The following is an 18,941-nucleotide window of genomic DNA, read 5'->3' on the forward strand; positions in this document are numbered from 1 at the left end:
GCCCGACAAAGGGGCTGTCCTTGGTTTCGGCAACATCACCAAAACCAAGGATGCGCCAGTCAAGTTCATCGCATATTTCCGCTTCGAGTAGACACGCACGTGCGATTTGCCCCATTTACCGCTTAAGCTAGTACCAGGTACGTCAATCGATGCACGTCAATGATCAGGCGGTATCTGAACACGGTTGAGGAGTCGAAGATGATAAGCGGTGCCGGTGCAATGAACCCCGTATGTCCCCGTGAGGACGGGCGTCTCGAATGGGGCAATGGCGTGGTTTCCATGCTGTTCGACACGGCAGGCGATTCCCCCGTCCGATTGTGCAACGTTGCAGGCCGCGGCATGGGGCCCATCGGCGGCCGTGTTACCGACGATGGAAGAACCGTGCTGGAACGTGATCCGCGTCCAATCGTCGAAGTGCGTGCCGCCAACACCGGATCGCAGGACAATCGCCTCACCTTGATCGCCACGGTGGCGGGCAGCGTATTGCGATTCGTCTCGGCCGCCGCTTCCGAGCCGGAGGAAGGGTCCGCCGAACCATATCGTTTGGAGATCGTCCAATTCGCTTCGTATGCGGAACTGGAGCCGCACGGGCGCGCGTTCGAACCGACCGCCGCCGAACGGGCCGAAGCCGCCGCGCAGCCCTCGCCGGAAACCGTCCGCCATGCCGACGCCACGGCTGGGCTGGTAGTCACTTCCGTATTCGAAGCGTTCCCGGGACTGTCCGCAGTGCGTACCTACACGCGGTTGAGCTCCGCGCGCCCGCTGCCTATCGAGGCGGTGTCGTCGTTGAATCTGACGGTGCCGATGCGCGTCAACTGCGGCAAAATCGACCATTCCCGCGTATTCTGGGGAGACTCCGCGTGGGCGGTGGAAAACGATTGGCGCAGCCGTCCACTGCGCGACGTGTCGGTGCGCAATCGCAATCAAGTCATCAATCCCGGCCAATCCAGCTCGCGATTCGCCATGAGCTCCGCCTCCACATGGAGCACCGGCGTGCATGAGCCGGCCGGCATCGTACAGGTGGAGGGCTCGCGCCGCCAATCGCGCGACTTCTCCGTAATGTGGCAGATCGAGCACAACGGCCCATGGGAATGGGAAATCGGCGAGGATGATCCCGGTTTGCACATCAGCGCGTTCGGACCGGAATATCAGGACCACCATTGGTATACGGAGTTGGGTGAAGGCCATGATTTCGAATCGGTGCCGGTCTCCTTCGCGATCGCGGCCGGCGATTGGCAGCAGTCCGTCGTCGAAATGACGTTGCAGCGCCGTGCGTTGCGTGCTGCCAAGGCCCGCGAATTAGGTCGTTCCGAGCAGTTCGAGCACACGCAGGGGCTCGTCGTCTACAACGATTACATGAACACCCTGTTCGGCGACCCGCGCTTGGAGAAGGAACTGCCGCTCGTCGAAGGCGCGGCGCGCGTCGGTGCGGACATCTTCTGCATCGACGCGGGCTGGTACGACAGCACGGACGGCGGCTGGTGGGACATGGTCGGCGAATGGCAGGCCTCCACGAACCGTTTCGGCGAAGCCGGGCTCAAGGGCTTGGCCGACACCATCCGCGCGCATGGCATGGGCTTGGGATTGTGGCTCGAGCCTGAGGTGATTGGCGTGAAATCGCCGCTCGCCCAAAGTCTGCCCGATGACGCGTTCTTCCAGCGCCACGGTGTGCGCGTATGCGATTCGGGCCGGTACCTGCTCGACTTCCGCTCGCCCGCCGCACGCGAGCACGTCACTCGCACCGTCGACCGGCTGATCGACGATTTCGGCGCGGTCTTCTTCAAATTCGACTACAACACCGTCCCCGGCGTCGGCACTGATCTCGACGCCGAATCCGCCGGCGCTGGCCTGCTCGGCCACTGCCGTGCCTATTTGGATTGGCTGGACGACCTGCGCCGCCGCCATCCGGACGTTATGATCGAAAACTGCGGTTCCGGTGCGATGCGCGCCGATTACGCGCAGCTGCAGCGATTGGATCTGCAATCCACCTCCGACCAGTGTGATCCGCTGATTTACGCCGCGATCGCCGCCGGCGCCGGTCTGACGATACTGCCGGAACAGCAAGGCAACTGGGGTTACGCCCAGCAGGAGATGGACGATGAGACCGCCGTCTTCACGCTGGCCACGGGCATACTCGGCAGGCTGTACCTGTCCGGATTCATCGATCGCATGGACGAGCATCGGCTCGCCTTGGTGCGGGATGCGGTGGCCTTGCACCGCCGTGTGCTGACCGAGCAGCAGGAATTGGTGCCGTTCTGGCCGGCCCGTCTGCCTGATTTCGATGGCGATTGGCTCGTCGTCGGTCTGCGCCATCCGTCATTCCTCCCGTCGGAGGACGACGATCCGTGCGATTACATCATCGTCTGGCGTCGCGGCGGCACGCCTTCCGTGAACGTGCCGCTGTCCGAGGACTGCCATATCGAGCAGATCTTCCCGAATCCGGCCGTTCCCGAGCATGCGCCCGACGCCAAGCCGTGGACCGTCGAGCGCATGGACCCCGAGACGGTCCGGCTCAACGCGGCCACCTCCAAGCAGCCGTCCGCCCGCATCTTCGCCATCCGCCGCGCCTGAGCGGTTGCGACGGATGGACAATCGCGCCGCCTACAGGGCGAAGGCGGTTTCGATGGCGTCGTATTCGGCGGCCGTGATCGGCAGAATCGCGCCGTGACGCTTCTTCAGCGCGCCGAAATCGATATCGTCTGCGCGCTGCCAATCGGCCGGATCATGCGAGGCGAGCGAGGCGGCGCGGAACGACAGGTAGCCCTTGGACTCCGCGTACTGGTCGCACATCAGGCCGAATGGCATGGTCCTGCCGTTGACCACCTTCACGTCTTCGTCGTTGTAACGGAACAGTTCCGGCCCTTCCAAGTAGTGCATGGAATACCGGCCATTGCCGAAGATGTCGGTGAGCGTGCCCACATACGACCACTCATTCGGGTCGTCGGTGCGCAGCACCTCGTAGGTCGTCGCATACGGGTTACGGGTGCGTTCGATGGTGATTTCCGAGTCCTTGGACGCGCGGTACCACCAGCCGTCATCGTCGCGCAGCATGGTCGAATCGATGATCACATTCTTACGATCGATCCACTTGACCGGATCGGAGAACACCCTGAAATCAACGGTCGTCGCATAATACACATTCGTCGGATCGCCGAGCTCGTTGGCCAATGGATCCGCGGAGCTTTCGGCGTTGCTCTTCGTGGACCAGAACACGATCCACTGCCCGCGATTCGGATCCCAATTCGCCTCCGGAGCCCAAGCCATGCCAGCGTCCGGAATCTTCGAGGCCACGTCCACCAGGCGCGGCTCGCTCCAATGGACCAGGTCAGGGGAGTCCCAGATCACCAGGCCGGTCGATCCATTCGTGGTGGCGCCATCGTTCGGCCCCCAGCCGCCACGGTAATAGATGCTCAAATCGGTGGCCACAATGTGGAATCCACCACGTGGGTCGCGCACGATATGCGGGTCGCGCACGCCCTTCTCGCCGCCTAGCCACGTCAACGCCGGACTGCCGGCCGGGCGCAGATCCCTCCAATGCACGCCGTCGCGGCTCAGCGCGAAGTACAGCTGTTCGTCGGTGGGATTGCGTTCCTCGCCGATGAAATGCACGAACAGATAGGCCTGGGTGTCGATGCTCATGATGCTCCTAGAGATTCCTTGATGAATGATGGCGATTGATTCCGATTGAGTGATTCCGATTGAGTGGGATTGGCCGCGAAGGCTGCTGCCTATGGCGGATTGCCTGCCATCGGGGCGTCATCCTCAGACCGCGGTCGATTCCCGGTCCACCAGCTGGTAGCCGATGATGGCCCGTCTTGGCGGCAACGCCTCGTCTGTTCCATGATCGATACGTTCGGACAGCATATCGACCGAGAATTTCGCAAGCTGCGTGAAATCGACCTGGATGGTGCTCAACGCCGGCGTCGTGTACGAGCCGGAGGTCACGCCGTCGAAACCGATCACCTTCACGTCCTGCGGCACGCGCAGTCCGCGGTCCGCGAGCCCGCGTATCACGCCGAACGCCGCGAAATCGTTGGCGCAGCACGCGCCGTCGAACTCGGTGCCACCATGTCCGCTCCGTGCGGCGAGAATACGTTCCGCAATCGCATGCCCGGCGATGATGCCATTGGCCACATCCCCGGCTTCGAACACCATCGACTCGTCATAGGGCAGTCCGGCGTCGGACAGCGCTCCGCATGCGCCGCGCAATCGCAGAGCGAACGCGTTCTGGGCATGCGCCAGATCGGCGCGGGGGGCGAACCGGTGGCCGACGATCGCGATATTGCGGCATCCGCGGTCGATGAGATGCTGCATCGCCGCGCGTTCGGCCTCCTCGTTGGGGAAGTTCACGGCATCGACGGTCGGCGTCTCCTCGCAGGCGTCCAGCAGCACGAATGGTCTGCCGCCATTGAGTTTGGACAGCGGCACATTTGTGCCCAAGCCTGTGGCGTGCAGGATCTCGCCATCGAACAGCTGCCCGGAGAACGGATTGCTGCTCAGCGCGTGCTCGGCAGCGTCCGGCGAATACTGCGTCTGCTCGATGAATGGAATAAGTCCGCGGGACACGATTTCGTTGCTCAACGCCTGCGTGAGCTTTGAATAGAACGGCGAATCGAATTCGTTGACGATGACGTGGATGATGTTGCTGCGGCCCGATTTGAGCATGCTGGCCGTCAGATTGATGCGGTAATTGAGTTTCTTCGCTGCGGCGATCACTTTGGCGCGGGTCGATTCCTTGACGCCTGGCTTGCCGCGCAGCGCGTTCGACGCGGTCATGGGGGAGACGCCCGCTTCCGCGGCCACGTCGCGTAGCGTCGGTGTGCTGCTGGTCATATGCCGCTCCTTGAACAATACGATTGATATGTAACGATATTATATTTTTTCGATTCTGTAAAATCGTTGCAAATACAAAGACTCACCGACGTATTGTGTCCATTGCGGACGCTTGGATTTGCGCTAGAATATGTAACGATACATATATGGTTCGCATGACGGCGTCCGGCTTTTGCCACCGCTGCGTCATAGCGGCCCCGAACGAAGAGAGGTTCGATGACGATCCCTACCACCGTTTCCGTCGCCCCGGCTGACGAATATCCGGCTGACGGCCACACCATGACCGACAAACTCACCGCCACACTCGACAAAGCGGGCGTGCGCGCCATCAGCACCGACCTGTGGGGCATCTTCTTCGAAGACATCAGCTACTCCGGCGACGGCGGCCTCAACGCCGACCTCGTGCAGAACGGCGCCTTCGAATACAACCGCGCCGACTCCATCGATTGGAGCAACTACAGCTTCTGGCGCAAAATCGTGCCGGAAGGCTCGTTCGCCGCGTTCTGCATCCATGACGACGACCCGGTCGCCACCGAAAACCCGCATTACGCGACGGTGGAAGTCGAACACGCCCCTGCCGCGCTGGACAACACCGGCTGGGACGGCATGGTGTTCCACGCCGGAGAAACCTACGATTTCACCGCCTGGATGCGCGTGCGATCGGAAAGCGCGATGCCGGTGACGGTCTCGCTGCGCGGAGACGACGGCAGCATCATCGCCGAAAACACCATCACCGTCTCAGCCTCGGCATGGACGACATACCAAGCCTCGCTGACCGTTCCTGAGCACGGCGATGCCGGCTCGAGCGTGGCCACACAGGGCACATTGCGCCTGACCTTCGACGGCGAAGGCGTCATCGACCTCGACTTCGTCACCTTGGAGCCACGCACCACCTACCGCGGCCTCAAGCACTTCCGCCCGGATTTGGTGGAGGCGCTCGCCGACCTCAAACCACGATTCATGCGATTCCCCGGCGGCTGCATCACCCACGGCCTCGGCATGGACAACATGTACCACTGGGACCGCACCATTGGACCGGTCGAGCATCGTCCGCACAACTTCAACCTCTGGGGCTACCACCAGTCATTCCGCATCGGCTACTACGAATACCTGTGCCTGTGCGAAACAATCGGCGCCAAGCCGCTGCCGGTGCTGCCCGCCGGCGTGAGCTGCCAAAACACCAGCCAAGGCCCGGTGCCGGTGGCGCAGGAGGATATGCCCGCTTACATCGATGAAGTGCTCCACCTCATCGAATTCTGCAACGGCAGCACCGCCACCGAATGGGGTGCCAAGCGCGCCGCCATGGGCCATCCGGAGCCGTTCGGTCTCGAATACCTCGGCATCGGCAACGAGGATCTTATCGACGACGTGTTCAAGAACCGCTTCCAGCAGATTTTCGACGCCGTCAAAGCCGCATATCCGGACATCGTCGTCGTCGGCACCGTCGGTCCCGCCCCCAGCGGTCAGGATTACGAGGAAGGCTGGAAGTACGCGCGCGAAGCGGGTCTGCCGATCGTCGACGAACATTCCTACCAGTCGTCCAGCTGGTGGTTCCACAACCTCGACCACTACGACCACACGGACCGCAAGGGGCCGAAGGTCTACCTCGGCGAATACGGCTCCTGGAACACCCAACTGATCAACGGCCTGTCCGAAGCGGCCTTCATGGGACGCATGGAACTCAACGGCGATGTGGTGGCCATGGCCTCCTACGCCCCGCTGTTCGCCAAGAATGGGCACCATAGCTGGAATCCGGACCTCATCTACTTCGACAACGAACGCGCCTACCATCCCTACAGCTATTGGGTGCAGCAGATGTACGCCACCACCACGGCCGACACCGCGTGGCCCGTCACCGTCGAAGGCCCGTCCACGCTGCGCCGCACCCTGCCGGACACCGTGAGACTGCGCATCGCGGGCAACGCCAAAGCCGACCTTAACAATCTCACCATCACCACCGCAGCCGGGGACACGATCGACCTCGGCGACGTGGCCTACGACGGCAGGACCATCGACACCCCGCTCGCCCTGCACGCGGATTCCTACAGCATCGACGCCACCGTCGTCTACTACGAAGGCAAATGGGGCATGGACCTCATCTGCGGCGACATCGACGGCAAAAACCACAACATCGTCTCGCTCGGTCGCGGGCACAGCGTGCGCGTCGTCCGCGACGGCACCGCCTACGCGCTCGCCGGCACCGAAGTCTCCATGAACGAAGTACGGCCGGGCACCACGTGGCAGGTGCACGCCGACATCACCGACCGCGGTCAAACCATGAAACTGTACATCGATGGAACGCTGATTGCGGATGGCACGGAGGTTAAGGACGAGCCAAGGCGTACCGTCACCGTATCGCGTAACGCCAAGGCAGGGGAAACCTACGTGCGCGTGGTCAATGCCATGGACGCGCCAATAAGCGTCGACCTACGTCAGATTCTTGCCGAGTTGAATATTTCCACAGCATCGGCGGCATCCGCCACGGCCACCGTCCTAGCCGGAGACAATCCGTATGCGGGACAGGTCGGTGAGGAATCACCGACCAGGCCGCGGCAGACCGCGATTGATCTGACAGACGGCGACTACACGGCACCGGCATGGTCGTTCACCACCATCACGATTAAGTGACGTGTATGCCGCGAAACGGGCGGACCCTCGTTTGAACCCTCGAACGAGAGTTCGCCCGCAGTGCAGGGCCAATCGGGACTAATCTGGAAAACATGAGCAAGCACCACCGCAATCGCAATTGGGCCCCGGCCCCACAGCCGCTGCCCGAAGACGCGCACGTCATCGACAACCACACCCACGTCGCATCCGTCGTGCCCTTCTCCCAAGCCATGAGTCACGAAGCCATGGAAAAAGGCCAAGGCGAAGTACCCGTCTACAGCGTCGACGAACTGCTGGAACAAGCCCAGAAAGTTGGCGTCGAAGGCGTAATCGACTGCGGTTGCGAGCTGCCCAACCTCATGACCGCCATCGACATGGCCCGCGAGCATCCCGGAACCGTGCACGCCGCAATCGCCATACACCCCAACGAAGCCGTGCTGCACGGCCACCGCGGCGCACCCGGCCCCGACGGCCTGCCCATCAAATACAAGCCCTGGCACGACATCCCCTTCGACGAAGCCATGGCCGAAGTGCACCGCCTCGCCACCACCTACCCCAACCAGGTCGTCGCCATCGGAGAAACCGGCATGGACCTGTTCCGCACCGGCGAAGGCGCCAAGGAACTGCAACGCGAGGCGTTCCGCGCGCACGTCGCGCTCGCCAAGGAACTCAACCTGCCCATGCAAATCCATGACCGCGACTCGCACAAGGAAGTCATCGAAACGTTGCTCGCCGACGGAGCCCCCGAACGTACCGTGTTCCACAGCTACTCCGGCGACGCCGAAATGGGCGAAATCGCCCGCGAAAACGGTTGGTATCTCAGCCTTTCCGGCACATCCAGCTACAAAGGCAACGACGGAATCCGCGAATCGGCGAAACTCGTCGGCATGAGCCACGTCATGGTCGAAACCGATGCCCCCTACTTAAGTCCGATGCCCTACCGCGGCCGCACCAACGCGCCGTATATGATCCCGTACACCCTGCAGGCGCTCGCCGACTATCTTGACAGACCGTTGGCTGAAATCGCCAAAGCCACGCGTGAAACGACGCGCGAAGTGTACGGCATCTAAAAAGAATGGCGATTTCGCGGTAATCCCGTGGCGGTTCCGTGACGGTCGCATGGGCCTCAACGTAACAGTTGCGTAATCGCCAGAAAATAAGCAAAATACAAACAATCAAGCATATGTGAATTTCATGCGTGACGTGCCGAATCACGTGTGAAGATTTGACAATGGTTTGCCAAGCTCCTAGTGTCACACCTTGCGTTTTATTTTGGGGAGCGGGTTGGAAGGCCCGCCACTTGGAGGAAGCGTTATGGCTAACGAGCCGAACGAAGAAGAACAGCCGCTGCTTCACGCAGCGACGTACACGCAGGCGCCAAAGGTCTCGCACAAGGTCCTGACCAAGGAGGAGCGCCAGACGCTCATCAAGGAGCACGAGGCGCAGCAGCAGGAAGCCGCGAAACTTGACGAGGCCGCCAGCAAGGGCCGCATCGGCCGCTGGTGGAGCCGTCTCCAGTCCGGCCCGGACAAAATCACGCCGGCCATGGCCATCGTGGCGCTTGGCGTGGTATACGGCGACATCGGTACCTCGCCGCTGTACACCATGCAGACGTTCCTCAACGGCCAAGGCGGTTTGGCGCATACGGATCGCGCCGCGGTGCTGGGCATCCTGTCGCTGGTCTTCTGGTCGATCACGCTGATCACCACCGTCAAATACGTGTTCATCGCCATGCGCATCGACAACAACGGCGAAGGCGGCATCTTCGCACTGTATTCGCTGATCCGCAAATATGGGGCATGGCTTGCGATTCCCGCCATGCTGGGCGGCGCCGCGTTCCTCGCCGATTCCGTGCTTACGCCGGCCGTCTCGATCAGCTCGGCAGTGGAAGGCTTGGAAACACTGCCGCTGCTGGAACCGATCATGAGCGAAAACAAAGAACTGACGCTGATGATCACCATTGTGATCATCGTCTGCCTGTTCGCAGTGCAGTCGCGCGGTACCGAACGCATCGGCCGCACGTTCGGCACGGTGGTCATGATCTGGTTCTCGTTCCTCGCCGTCGTCGGCTTGGTGAACCTGAGCTCCGATTGGAGCGTGCTTGAAGCGCTGAATCCGGTGTACGGCGTGGAGTTCCTCTTCAGCCACCACAATGCGGCAGGCCTCGCCGTCATGGGCACCGTGTTCCTGTCCACCACCGGCGCCGAAGCGCTGTATTCCGACATGGGCCACGTCGGCCGCGGCAACATCTACTTCACGTGGCCGTTCATCAAGATCGCCCTTGTGCTCTGCTATTTCGGCCAGGGCGCGTGGATGCTCAACCATTGGGACGACACCGCGTACAACCACATGCACGGCCTCAATCCGTTCTTCGAAATGATGACCCCGTCCGTACGCTACGTGGCGGTGCTGCTGTCCGTGTGCGCCGGCGTGATCGCTTCGCAGGCGTTGATCACCGGCGCCTACACCATGGTTTCCGAAGCGACGCGACTCAACTGGATGCCCCACCTGCAGGTGCGCTATCCGGCTCGTACCCGCGGCCAGCTGTACATTCCGGTGGTCAACGCCGTGCTGTGCGTCTCCACCCTGCTGGTTTTGGCGATGTTCCGCGATTCGGAGCATATTTCCGCCGCGTACGGCCTGGCATTGACCGTCACGATGATCACCACGACGATTCTGCTGGCCGTCTACATTTGGCACGATGGCAAGCGCGTCGGCGCGGTCGTGTTCACAGTGGTGTTCCTGGCCATCCAGTTCCTGTTCTTCTTCGCTTCGATGGCGAAGTTCCTGCACGGTGGCTGGTTCACCATGCTGCTGACATTGGCGATTCTGCTGATTATGTACACGTGGAACGAAGGCACGAAGCTGGAACGCGCGCAACGCCGGCATATGCAGCCCGCCGATTGCGTGCCGGTTCTGAAGCAGCTTCATGAGGACGATTCGATTCCGTATTTCACGGACAACATCGTCTATCTGACGTCCGATCCGGAAATGAAGCGTGTCGATACCGACATCTTCTTCTCGATTTTCGCGGACCATCCGAAGCGCGCCCGCGCATGGTGGGCGGTGTCGGTGGAAACATCCGACAACCCGTTCACGCGCGAGTATTCGGTGGAGAATTTCGGCACGGACTTCCTGTTCCGCGTGCGTATTCGCTTGGGCTTCAAGGTGTCGCAGTCGATTCCTGCATACATCCACCAGATCATGAACGATCTGTCGAAGTCCGGCGATCTGCCCAAGCAGACCACCCGCTACCCGAAGCTGGATGCCGATCCGAACATCGGACCTATCCGCTACGTGCTGATTCACAAGGCGTTGATGCCCGAGTCGAAGGTGTCCCAGAAGGGCGCGATCTCACTGCAGATCAAGTACGCGATTCGTCATTTGGCCGGCTCTCCGGTCAAATGGTTCGGACTCGCTCCCTACAATCCGCTGATTGAGATTCAGCCGCTGTTCCTCGCCACCGAGCGTCCGCCGCGCTTGAAGCGCGTGTGAATCCGCTCTGCGAGCACGGCTTATCTACGCAAGGAGGGCTGGGACATTTCGTTTGTGACCGTAGGCTTGGCCGAACGGCCTTGAGTGTGTCACGAACGAGATGCCCCAGCCCTTTTCCTTTGGCTGAATACCGCCAAGTCCGCAGGAGGACCGGCATATCCTATTACCGACACGCTCCGGGCCGCTCAGTCCGAGTTTTTACGGTCTGCAACAGGATATGTCGGTCCTCCTGCTCGTTTGCGGGACAACTTACGTTCGTGACGTGCGTTTTGCGACGTGCGATGCGTATGAATCGGCGGCTGAATCGCAGGCTATAACCAACTCCGATAACGGCACGCGCGCGTCGAAACCTGCCGTCGCTAAAGTAATCAACCATGTGCAGATTACTTGGATTCGCGACGGCAGGCAGCAACACCAACCTCAATGGCGTGCTCGGCATGCAGAACGTGCGCGATTTCCGAAATCTGAGCGAGATCCACAACGACGGCTGGGGCGCCGCGCTGATCACCGTGCCGGACGAATCGCCATACCGTCGCGACGGCGGTGCGCCGACTCCGGAAACCGGCACCGCGATCTACAAAAACACCATCGCCGCCCGTCATGATCCGATTTTCGACGAGCTCGCCAACACTCCGGCCCGCGGCGGCCTGTGGCATCTGCGCCTGGCCAGCTCCAACCTGCCGCTGATTCTTGAAAACCAGCAGCCCTTCTATGCGAACGGCCTGAGCTTCATCCACAATGGCGACATTTCTGACGACCAGGGCCGCAACATCATTACGAATCGCGCGTTCCCGGTCGATCCGAGCATCGTGCAGTCCACCGGCGGCCGTTCCGATTCCGCCATTTTCTTCGCCGTCATCCTGCAATACATCGGCTTTGGCTTCGCACTCGACGAGGCGGTGGCGCAGGCCGTGCGTGAACTGCGCAAAAGCTATCCGAAGTCCAGCTACAACTGCATGATCCAAAGCCAGGACCAGTTCATCGCCCTGTGCGCGGCCGGCCGTGAGGTCACGTCCAAGCGCATCGTCGAAATCTACGACCAGTACGGTCGTGGCGAGCAGGCGCGCGACTACCGCGTGCTGCGCTACCGTGCGCTCGGCGGAAACGACGATCAGTCGAAGGGCGTGGTCGTGGCCAGCTCCGGTTTCGACCAGCGCGCCGAAGACGGCTGGACCCGCCTCGAAAACGACCAGATGATCGTGGCTTCCAACCGCACCGGCGAATTCCGCGTCCGTTCCATCTGATTTTCCGCACATAACGTCCCCGCGTATCGTGCCGTCCGCTGCGGGCAGCTGATGAATGCTCGTTTTAAGGCGGCATTCCTTGGAACATCGTTGACAAGACGGGGAAACCGTTGAATCCGTGTCCGTTCATTCGGGATTCCCCTGGTGTGGTGTATGAATCCCTTCGGCTGTTGGGAACCGTTTTGGAAACTGCGTCAGGAACCGTGTGATGGGCGTGATGGAACGTGCCTAAGATGGGCGTATGACGAACGAATCGAACGAAACAACCGAATCGAACAAGCCGACGACCGGCTATATCCCCACTCTTGCGCAAGTGGATGAGCTACATCGCAAAATCGCGCAATCGCAAGCCGCATACGACCTCATCCACGGCCATTGCGTGGTCGTGGCCGACATCGCCCGCCGCATGGCCCGCCGGCAGAATGCACTGTTCACCCGCCGCTGCACCCTGCCGACGGACGCTCCCGAAAAAACCGGCGACTTCGGACTGGAACTGACGAAAGACAATACCGGCGAGGAATCGCTCGGCATGTTGCACATGCCTGCGGTGCCGTCCACGGAAGGGCTGACCGGAGGTACCGTTCCGCCGCGGCTCATCGACGAGCATCTGGTGGTCATTGGCGGTTTGCTGCACGACATCGGCACGTATTTCCTGCTCAAGCAGGACGGTTCCGACGGCGAACCGCTCAAATTCGACGGTCCGCACTATGTTCAGCACGGGCTCAAAGGCTACGAATACTTGCTGAACGAGGACGTTGACGAATCGATCGCCCAGTTCGCACGCAACCACACAGGTGTGGGCCTCACCCGCGAAACCGTGGAATCGCAGGGATTGCCGTTGCCCCCGGCCGACTACGTGCCAATGAACCTCGAGCAGGAGGTCGTCATGGTGGCGGACAAGTACAACAGCAAGTCGATTCCGCCGAAGTTCCTGACCGCCGAAGCCTACACGCGCAAGGCCGCCCGTTTCGGCGAAAGCAACAAGCGCGAATGGCTGCGCCTTCTGGAACGTTACGGCGTCCTCGACGTCAAACTGCTCGCCGAGCAGTATCACATGCGCATCGCTGAGTAGCGAACCTACTTATCTCGCTTATGAATGGCGGATTTCGGTGTCTGCCGGATGCTATCTCGCTTATGAATGGCGGGTGTCTCAGGAAGACTAGGTGTTAGGGGGTAAGTTCAATCCCCTCTAAGTCTCATGCGGCAAAACCATCCGCCATCTATAAGCGAGATAGCACGCGTCGAGCGGAAAAATCCGCCATTCATAAGCGAGATACACCCGAAAATTCCTCGAAGCCTGGCCGCCGCCCGAGTTTTGCGCACTGAAAACCGCTATCTGTGGCACTTCTCTTTTCCCGCCATACATTAGGGGGCATAAAACCGCCTCTCTAACTCACGATGCGTCAAACAACCTGCCACACATAGCGGTTTGAGATTCCAAAGATGAAAGAGTCTGCCACACATAGCGCATATGACATGTTTTTAGCGGTGTGTCACCGCGAACCAGCGCGAATCGGCACGAACCAGAATCAGCACGAAAAAAGCCTTGCGGACTGGCATGCAACACCAGTCCGCAAGGCTTTCGCCTCGCAGAACGCCGCTCGCTACTCAAGCTCCGCGCAATGTTCCATCTGATCGGCGACCTCCGGATTATCGGTCACCACAATAATCGCACGCTTACGATCTTCATCGCGCTTGGCCTTCTTCAGCAGCCCCAGCACCACGGCGGCGTCGTCACGGTTCAATCCAGCGGTCGGCTCGTCGGCAATAATCACCTCCGCCTCGCAGCTCAGCGCACGCGCGATTGCCACACGACGCTGGTCCAACGCACTCATCTTGCCCACCGGCAGACCGGAAGTCACTTCCTCGAATCCCACGCGCTTGAGCAGCTCGCGCGCAATCACCGGCTTGGGCTGCAGGAAATTGCGGTTCGACGCGTCCATGGCGTACAGCACGTTGCCTTCCGCGTCAAGGTCGCCGCGCACGGCGAACCGCTGCGGAATGAAACCGATGCGGTGTCCAAGCACGTCGACCGGTGTCGCGTCGGCGAGGTTCGTGCTTTTGTGCATCACGTTGCCGCTGGTCGTCCGCATCATGCCGACCATGGTGGCCACCAGCGCCTGATGCTGTTCGACATCTTCGGCATCCACCAGCACCGCGTGGGTCGCGCCGGCATGGAACGCCAGGGAAACGTCGTCGAGCACGTCACGTCCGGTTTTGCGGTTGTGCACCGTCACATGGTCGAGCGCGAATGTCGGGTTCGCCTTGAAGAAGAATGCGTCCTTCTTGCGATGATGTTTGATTTCGCGGTCGATTTGCGATGACACGCTGGTTGCGGAGTCCGCCTGTACGGTTTCGTGCTGGTCGAGCGACTGTTCGTCGTCGGTCGCGCCCAATGCGAGCGTTTCGTTCACGCGATTCGCGTTGTCGCTGGCAACGCTGTCTTCCGTGGCGATGCCTTCCGTATTTTCCGCGTTTTCTGCCGATTCGGTTGCGATGGAATCGCCTCCATCGTCATACACCACCGCGAAATCGACCGATTCGATCGACGTGGCCATATCGGTTTCGCCCGCCTCGATGTCCGCGTTTTCCGCAGCAGCGTTGTTCAATGCTTCGGTTTCGTTGTCTTTCACGTCTTTCTCGCTCATGCGTTCACCTCCGTACGTTCCGTCGACTCGACTGTTTCCTCCGGCTCGTCTGCGTTCTTCGCTTCGGCAGATTCGTTCGAATCGTCAGAACGGCCTGCGAACAGCTGACCCAAATCGAAGAATCCCACGCGCATGAACGCGATGATGCCCAGAACCAGGCAGGCGCCCAGTCCGTACCAGATCATGTTCCACACGGATGCGGATGTGATGGCCACAGCCTGTCCACCGGCCCATGCGGTGCCAAGCGGCTTGGCCAGCAGCGCGCCGGCAATCAATCCGATTGCCCAGCCTGGAACGGTCATCATGAACGTTTCCAGCATGAATTGCCATCCCAAACGTCCCTTGGTGACGCCGGAAACCATCGCCATGCCGATTTCGTCACGGCGTCCACCGATCGCGGCCCACAGCACCAATGCCAGCAGCGCGAGCCCGCCGACGATCAGGGTCGCCAACAACGCCGTGCGCGCGGCCTTGGCGGCGGCGTCCAGCGGTGCGATGCGCTTCTTGTACGCATCAAGCGACGGCGATGAGATTGTGAACTTCGACGTGTCCAGCTTGGCCTTTGTCACCAGTCGCACGAACTTGTTGTATGTGGCCGGATCGGTCAGCGTGAAGATGATGTTGAGGTTCGGGATGGCCCAGCCCTTGGTGCCGGCCACATCCAGACCGCTTTGCGCGAAGTTGATGTACGACGTGTACACCACGTTCTCGCGGTTGTCTTTCGCGTATTTCGCGTCGGAACCGTATCCGGCCGGCGCCTCGCCGGTGTACTCGTAGATGCCGCGCACGGTGAATTTGTAGGTTTCGGAAGCCTTCGTCGGATTGCCGACGGTCACCTTGTCGCCCACTTTGAGATTGTTCTTCTTGGCCACTGCCTGAGAGACCAGCACGCCGTCGTTGGCCGTCTTGTAGTTCAGCTGCTTGCCCTTGACCACTTTGAACGTGCCGTAGTCGTTGATTTTCGCCGCATCGTTCGTGTAGAAGGCCTGCAACGTCAGGTTGCCGCCGGTCTTGTCCTCGCTCGTGTCGCTTTTCGCCGCGATCGCCTGCAGCGACTTGCTGGCGCGCACCGGCACCGACGTGGCGAGCGTGTATTCGAACGTCAAGTTGTCCTTCTGCACCGCTTCCGCGTACTTGGTGTACATGTCCCACGTCATGTAATTGGCGGTGTAATTGGAGTCCGCGCCGTCGCGTTTCGCAGTGACTTTCGCGCTTGGCCGAATTACCGCCGAAGCTTTCTGCGATTGGTATGTTTCGTTATTCGCCTTGTCGTCGGCTCTCAGCACCGCCAGATCCACGGCGGCTGAGAACGACACCAGCAGTGCGAGCAAAGCCGTCAGCGCGGTACGCCATTTGACGCGACCGAGCGCAGCCCATGCGTTCTTGAGAACGAACATGCGGTACTTCTCCAGTTCTCTGTAGTTACGCGTCGACGCATGCCGACGCCAGCGTTGGCCGGGACGCACACAGTCAAGCAACGACAGCGAGTACGCTCACAGCGCAATGCGCCCCGTGCAATCATCCTGCCCATCCAACGTGATTGTTTTCTTGCGCAACACTGTTATACCTCTGTGTGAAGTCTGAATACTTCCTGAAAATCGAAGGTTGGATAAGCGGCGATTTTGTTCCTGCTCGCGCTCGTCTCCGCTCTACGTCCGCCTATTCTTCCCGCGTTCCGCGTCCGTCTTGCGCCCATCCCGCGCATGTTCCATCCGTTTTTAGATGCCTTTCCAGCTTTTGTTGCCGCACGGTCCAGTTTTGGATTACAAAATGCAGGTGCGATTGCGATTTGTGGCTTGCTTTCGCGGCTTCGGCTACGATGGATGGCGATGAAGCAGCACAGCACAGACAATACGATTCCCACAGCGGCCGACGACGCAGTCGATGAAGCCGACAGCGCAGTCGCCGCAAGCAAGACGACAGACGAAACGACGGCTAAAACGACGGACAAGATATCAAGCAAGACAACGAACGATACTTTGCCTTTGCCTTGCGATTCCGCCGTTCCCCGCTTATCCCGCATCGCACTGCCGGTCTGTTCCGCCATCGGCGTCGCGCTCGCCGCCGCGGTCGTATGGGCCTGGTTTCCGCACGGTTCCGCCGCTTGGACGAACCCATTGCACGAAATCGACGCGCCCGCGCACTATTACTTCATCCGCAAGATCCTCGGCGAAGGCGTCGGCGCGGCCACCCACCTGTGGCCGAACGACGAATACTATCCGCCGTTGTTCCATCTGCTTGCAGCCGGCATGATTAAGCTCGCCAGCTTGTTCGGCGTCAATCTGTCGATTTACGCCGCGTTCAACACGGTCTGGCTGGCCACATCCGGCTTGGTTTGGCCGATTGCGATTCAGCTGTACGCTTCCTATTTCACGCGTCGCCTGTCGCATTCGGCACAATCCGTATGCTCCCCCCGATTTGCGAACGTACGAAAGTCCTCGGCCCGCAATGTCGCGTCTGTCGTAGTTCCGCTATTCCCCGCGATACTCGCGCTCATCATCCCCCCGCTCGCCGTCGCTTCCGCCTCGCACCCCTTCCAAATGCTGGCTTCCGGTCCGCTGATCGCCTTCGGCCTGGCCGCCACGCTTCTGCCGTTCTGGCTGTACGCCACACTTCGCCTGCTCGACGCGCTCGCCACCCGCGAACACCTCGTCAAATGGATCATATGGTTCTTCGTCACTGCCGGCGTCTGCATGTTCGCCCATCCGCGCATCGTGTTCACCTGGCTCCTGCTCATGGCCCCCTTCGTGCTGACGCGACTGCCATGGAAAGCCATCGCAGGCCTTGCTGGCGTAGTGGTTCTCGGCGCCGCCGTGTTCCTCGTATACATGATGTCCAGCTACAAATCGGACCGCTACTTCAATCCCGCCAGCTGGTTCCACACCTTCGTTCCGAACCGCACGGTTCCCGAAGCGCTCAAAATCTACGTCACCGACAATATCGGCGGCGTGCAAGGCTGGTTCATGGCCGCAATCGTGCTGATCGCGTTTGCCGTCACCGTCGCAGCCATCATCCGCCCGCAATGGTTCGCCGCCAATCGCGCCGATTCCGCTACTGTGCCCGGCGCTTCTGCGATTGACCGTGCATCCGATAGCACGTCAGCGCAACCGCACGAACAGGTTGCCGATTTTGCGGCTATGCCTGCCGATCGTAGGAATCGCAAGACTTCCGCCAGCTACCGCACTCCACGTTCCGACGCCTCGCAACTCCGCCGCGACGCGATCGCCATTCTGCTGGCCTTCTTCCTGGTCGGTCTCGTCTACGTCTGCTCGACCGCGCTGACTGGCTGGTTCCCCAACATCGTGGCCGCCGCCTGGTATCGCGCCGAAACCCGACCGCTTACCATGATTCCGTTCGGCGTGCTGCCGCTGATCGTCTTCGCCGCCGTCGTATTGTTGCGTGCCGGCCGTCTGCCGAACGTCACGAAAATCATTGCGATTGTTCTGCTTGCGGCGCTCGCCATTTCCTGCCAATTCGGCAATACTGTTCGTTCCGCCCTGTCGGATGCCGTCTATGCGAATATGACGATTGACGATGCGCGGCCGGACGAGCAGCTCACTGCCACGAAGGAGAAGATTCTCAAGAAGGTGGTGAAGGAGACTGGTACCGATTCGGTGGTGGTTTCCGATCCGCTGAACGGTTCCATGTATGCGACGGCGATGTACGGCGCGGATATGCTGTTCCCGATTTACAACGCGAAGGCCGAGAAGAATGGTGCGATTTTCGGACAGACGGAGAATGCGTTCGCGTCGGGCGACGGCAAGGTGCTGACGAATACCGTCTGCCCGCTGAGCGCGGATGGCGATGCATACTTCCTGAGCATGGGCGGCCAGGCGCCGAGCCTGCAGATGTTCACGTTCAAGCAGCAGTACGACACGTTCCACGATCAAAAGCTGATCGACCAGTACGCCAAAGATGGCACGATGCGCAAGGTTCAGGATTATTCGAATATGGCTTCATATGCGAAGGGCTGGGCGTTGTACCAGTTCAACTGCCAGTGATCACGTGTGTTGCGTGGCTGCGTGGCGTCGAAATAGGCGATTGGGAGAACAAGAGGCTCTGATTTGTCAAGTTTCGACACGCCGATGGAACGTTGGATTTCCAACGGTTCACG

11 protein-coding genes are annotated in these 18,941 nt (G+C 60.5%); 7 read left to right on the forward strand and 4 right to left on the reverse strand.

The genetic code is table 11. The features are described from left to right. Positions 1-159: 159 nt before the first annotated feature. Positions 160-2,571 carry a glycoside hydrolase family 36 protein gene (locus tag KSX58_RS09350; RefSeq protein ID WP_217752083.1) on the forward strand — a complete coding sequence of 804 codons (2,412 nt, stop codon included), beginning with the start codon at positions 160-162 and terminating at the stop codon, positions 2,569-2,571. Between the two features lie 30 nt (positions 2,572-2,601). Here the strand turns inward: KSX58_RS09350 and KSX58_RS09355 are convergent, their stop codons facing one another. After that, entirely contained in the window at positions 2,602-3,639 is a 1,038-nt protein-coding gene (locus KSX58_RS09355) for a glycoside hydrolase family 43 protein (RefSeq protein WP_039775921.1), read from the reverse strand. A gap of 123 nt (positions 3,640-3,762) precedes the next feature. Further along, a complete protein-coding gene (locus KSX58_RS09360) occupies positions 3,763-4,833 on the reverse strand; it encodes a LacI family DNA-binding transcriptional regulator (protein WP_003811190.1) in 1,071 nt (356 codons plus the stop codon). 279 nt (positions 4,834-5,112) lie between these two features. Here KSX58_RS09360 and KSX58_RS09365 point away from each other — a divergent pair, with 279 nt between their 5' ends. The 5 genes from KSX58_RS09365 to KSX58_RS09385 all read left to right on the forward strand — a co-directional run bounded on the left by KSX58_RS09365 (position 5,113) and on the right by KSX58_RS09385 (position 13,251). After that, the gene (locus KSX58_RS09365) at positions 5,113-7,461 is read left to right on the forward strand and encodes an alpha-L-arabinofuranosidase C-terminal domain-containing protein (RefSeq protein WP_217752086.1); all 2,349 of its coding nucleotides are present in this window, start codon (positions 5,113-5,115) and stop codon (positions 7,459-7,461) included. A 92-nt stretch (positions 7,462-7,553) separates the two neighbouring features. Next, entirely contained in the window at positions 7,554-8,510 is a 957-nt protein-coding gene (locus KSX58_RS09370) for a TatD family hydrolase (RefSeq protein ID WP_117762807.1), read from the forward strand. Between the two features lie 244 nt (positions 8,511-8,754). After that, positions 8,755-10,935 (forward strand): KUP/HAK/KT family potassium transporter, encoded by a 2,181-nt coding sequence (locus KSX58_RS09375; protein ID WP_003811184.1) that lies wholly within the window; start codon positions 8,755-8,757, stop codon positions 10,933-10,935. A 374-nt stretch (positions 10,936-11,309) separates the two neighbouring features. After that, positions 11,310-12,179 (forward strand): class II glutamine amidotransferase, encoded by an 870-nt coding sequence (locus tag KSX58_RS09380; RefSeq protein ID WP_003811182.1) that lies wholly within the window; start codon positions 11,310-11,312, stop codon positions 12,177-12,179. A 241-nt stretch (positions 12,180-12,420) separates the two neighbouring features. Next, positions 12,421-13,251 (forward strand): HD domain-containing protein, encoded by an 831-nt coding sequence (locus KSX58_RS09385; RefSeq protein ID WP_055055036.1) that lies wholly within the window; start codon positions 12,421-12,423, stop codon positions 13,249-13,251. Positions 13,252-13,783: 532 nt separating this feature from the next. Here the strand turns inward: KSX58_RS09385 and KSX58_RS09390 are convergent. Together KSX58_RS09390 and KSX58_RS09395 are read right to left on the reverse strand one after the other, a co-directional pair. Continuing rightward, entirely contained in the window at positions 13,784-14,827 is a 1,044-nt protein-coding gene (locus KSX58_RS09390; protein ID WP_033500172.1) for an ATP-binding cassette domain-containing protein, read from the reverse strand. Continuing rightward, positions 14,824-16,224: an ABC transporter permease gene (locus tag KSX58_RS09395; RefSeq protein WP_217752084.1), complete on the reverse strand. Its 1,401-nt coding sequence runs from the start codon at positions 16,222-16,224 to the stop codon at positions 14,824-14,826. Before KSX58_RS09395 ends, KSX58_RS09390 begins: the two co-directional genes overlap by 4 nt. 432 nt (positions 16,225-16,656) lie before the next feature. On the opposite strand from KSX58_RS09395, the gene KSX58_RS09400 reads away from it, so the two are divergent. After that, positions 16,657-18,828, forward strand: coding sequence for a DUF6541 family protein (locus KSX58_RS09400; protein ID WP_254882507.1), 2,172 nt, complete (start codon positions 16,657-16,659; stop codon positions 18,826-18,828). The last annotated feature ends 113 nt before the right edge of the window (positions 18,829-18,941 follow it).

Source organism: Bifidobacterium sp. MSK.17.10, assembly GCF_019129655.1.
GTDB lineage: Bacteria > Actinomycetota > Actinomycetes > Actinomycetales > Bifidobacteriaceae > Bifidobacterium > Bifidobacterium adolescentis.

What these genes read in the sequence shown, in the direction of transcription:
- KSX58_RS09350 (WP_217752083.1), top strand. Translation starts at nt 160, where the DNA reads ATGATCAGGCGGTATCTGAACACGGTTGAGGAGTCGAAGATGATAAGC.
- KSX58_RS09390 (WP_033500172.1), bottom strand. Translation starts at nt 14,827, where the DNA reads ATGAGCGAGAAAGACGTGAAAGACAACGAAACCGAAGCATTGAACAAC.
- KSX58_RS09375 (WP_003811184.1), top strand. Translation starts at nt 8,755, where the DNA reads ATGGCTAACGAGCCGAACGAAGAAGAACAGCCGCTGCTTCACGCAGCG.
- KSX58_RS09380 (WP_003811182.1), top strand. Translation starts at nt 11,310, where the DNA reads ATGTGCAGATTACTTGGATTCGCGACGGCAGGCAGCAACACCAACCTC.
- KSX58_RS09360 (WP_003811190.1), bottom strand. Translation starts at nt 4,833, where the DNA reads ATGACCAGCAGCACACCGACGCTACGCGACGTGGCCGCGGAAGCGGGC.
- KSX58_RS09365 (WP_217752086.1), top strand. Translation starts at nt 5,113, where the DNA reads ATGACCGACAAACTCACCGCCACACTCGACAAAGCGGGCGTGCGCGCC.
- KSX58_RS09385 (WP_055055036.1), top strand. Translation starts at nt 12,421, where the DNA reads ATGACGAACGAATCGAACGAAACAACCGAATCGAACAAGCCGACGACC.
- KSX58_RS09400 (WP_254882507.1), top strand. Translation starts at nt 16,657, where the DNA reads ATGAAGCAGCACAGCACAGACAATACGATTCCCACAGCGGCCGACGAC.
- KSX58_RS09370 (WP_117762807.1), top strand. Translation starts at nt 7,554, where the DNA reads ATGAGCAAGCACCACCGCAATCGCAATTGGGCCCCGGCCCCACAGCCG.
- KSX58_RS09395 (WP_217752084.1), bottom strand. Translation starts at nt 16,224, where the DNA reads ATGTTCGTTCTCAAGAACGCATGGGCTGCGCTCGGTCGCGTCAAATGG.
- KSX58_RS09355 (WP_039775921.1), bottom strand. Translation starts at nt 3,639, where the DNA reads ATGAGCATCGACACCCAGGCCTATCTGTTCGTGCATTTCATCGGCGAG.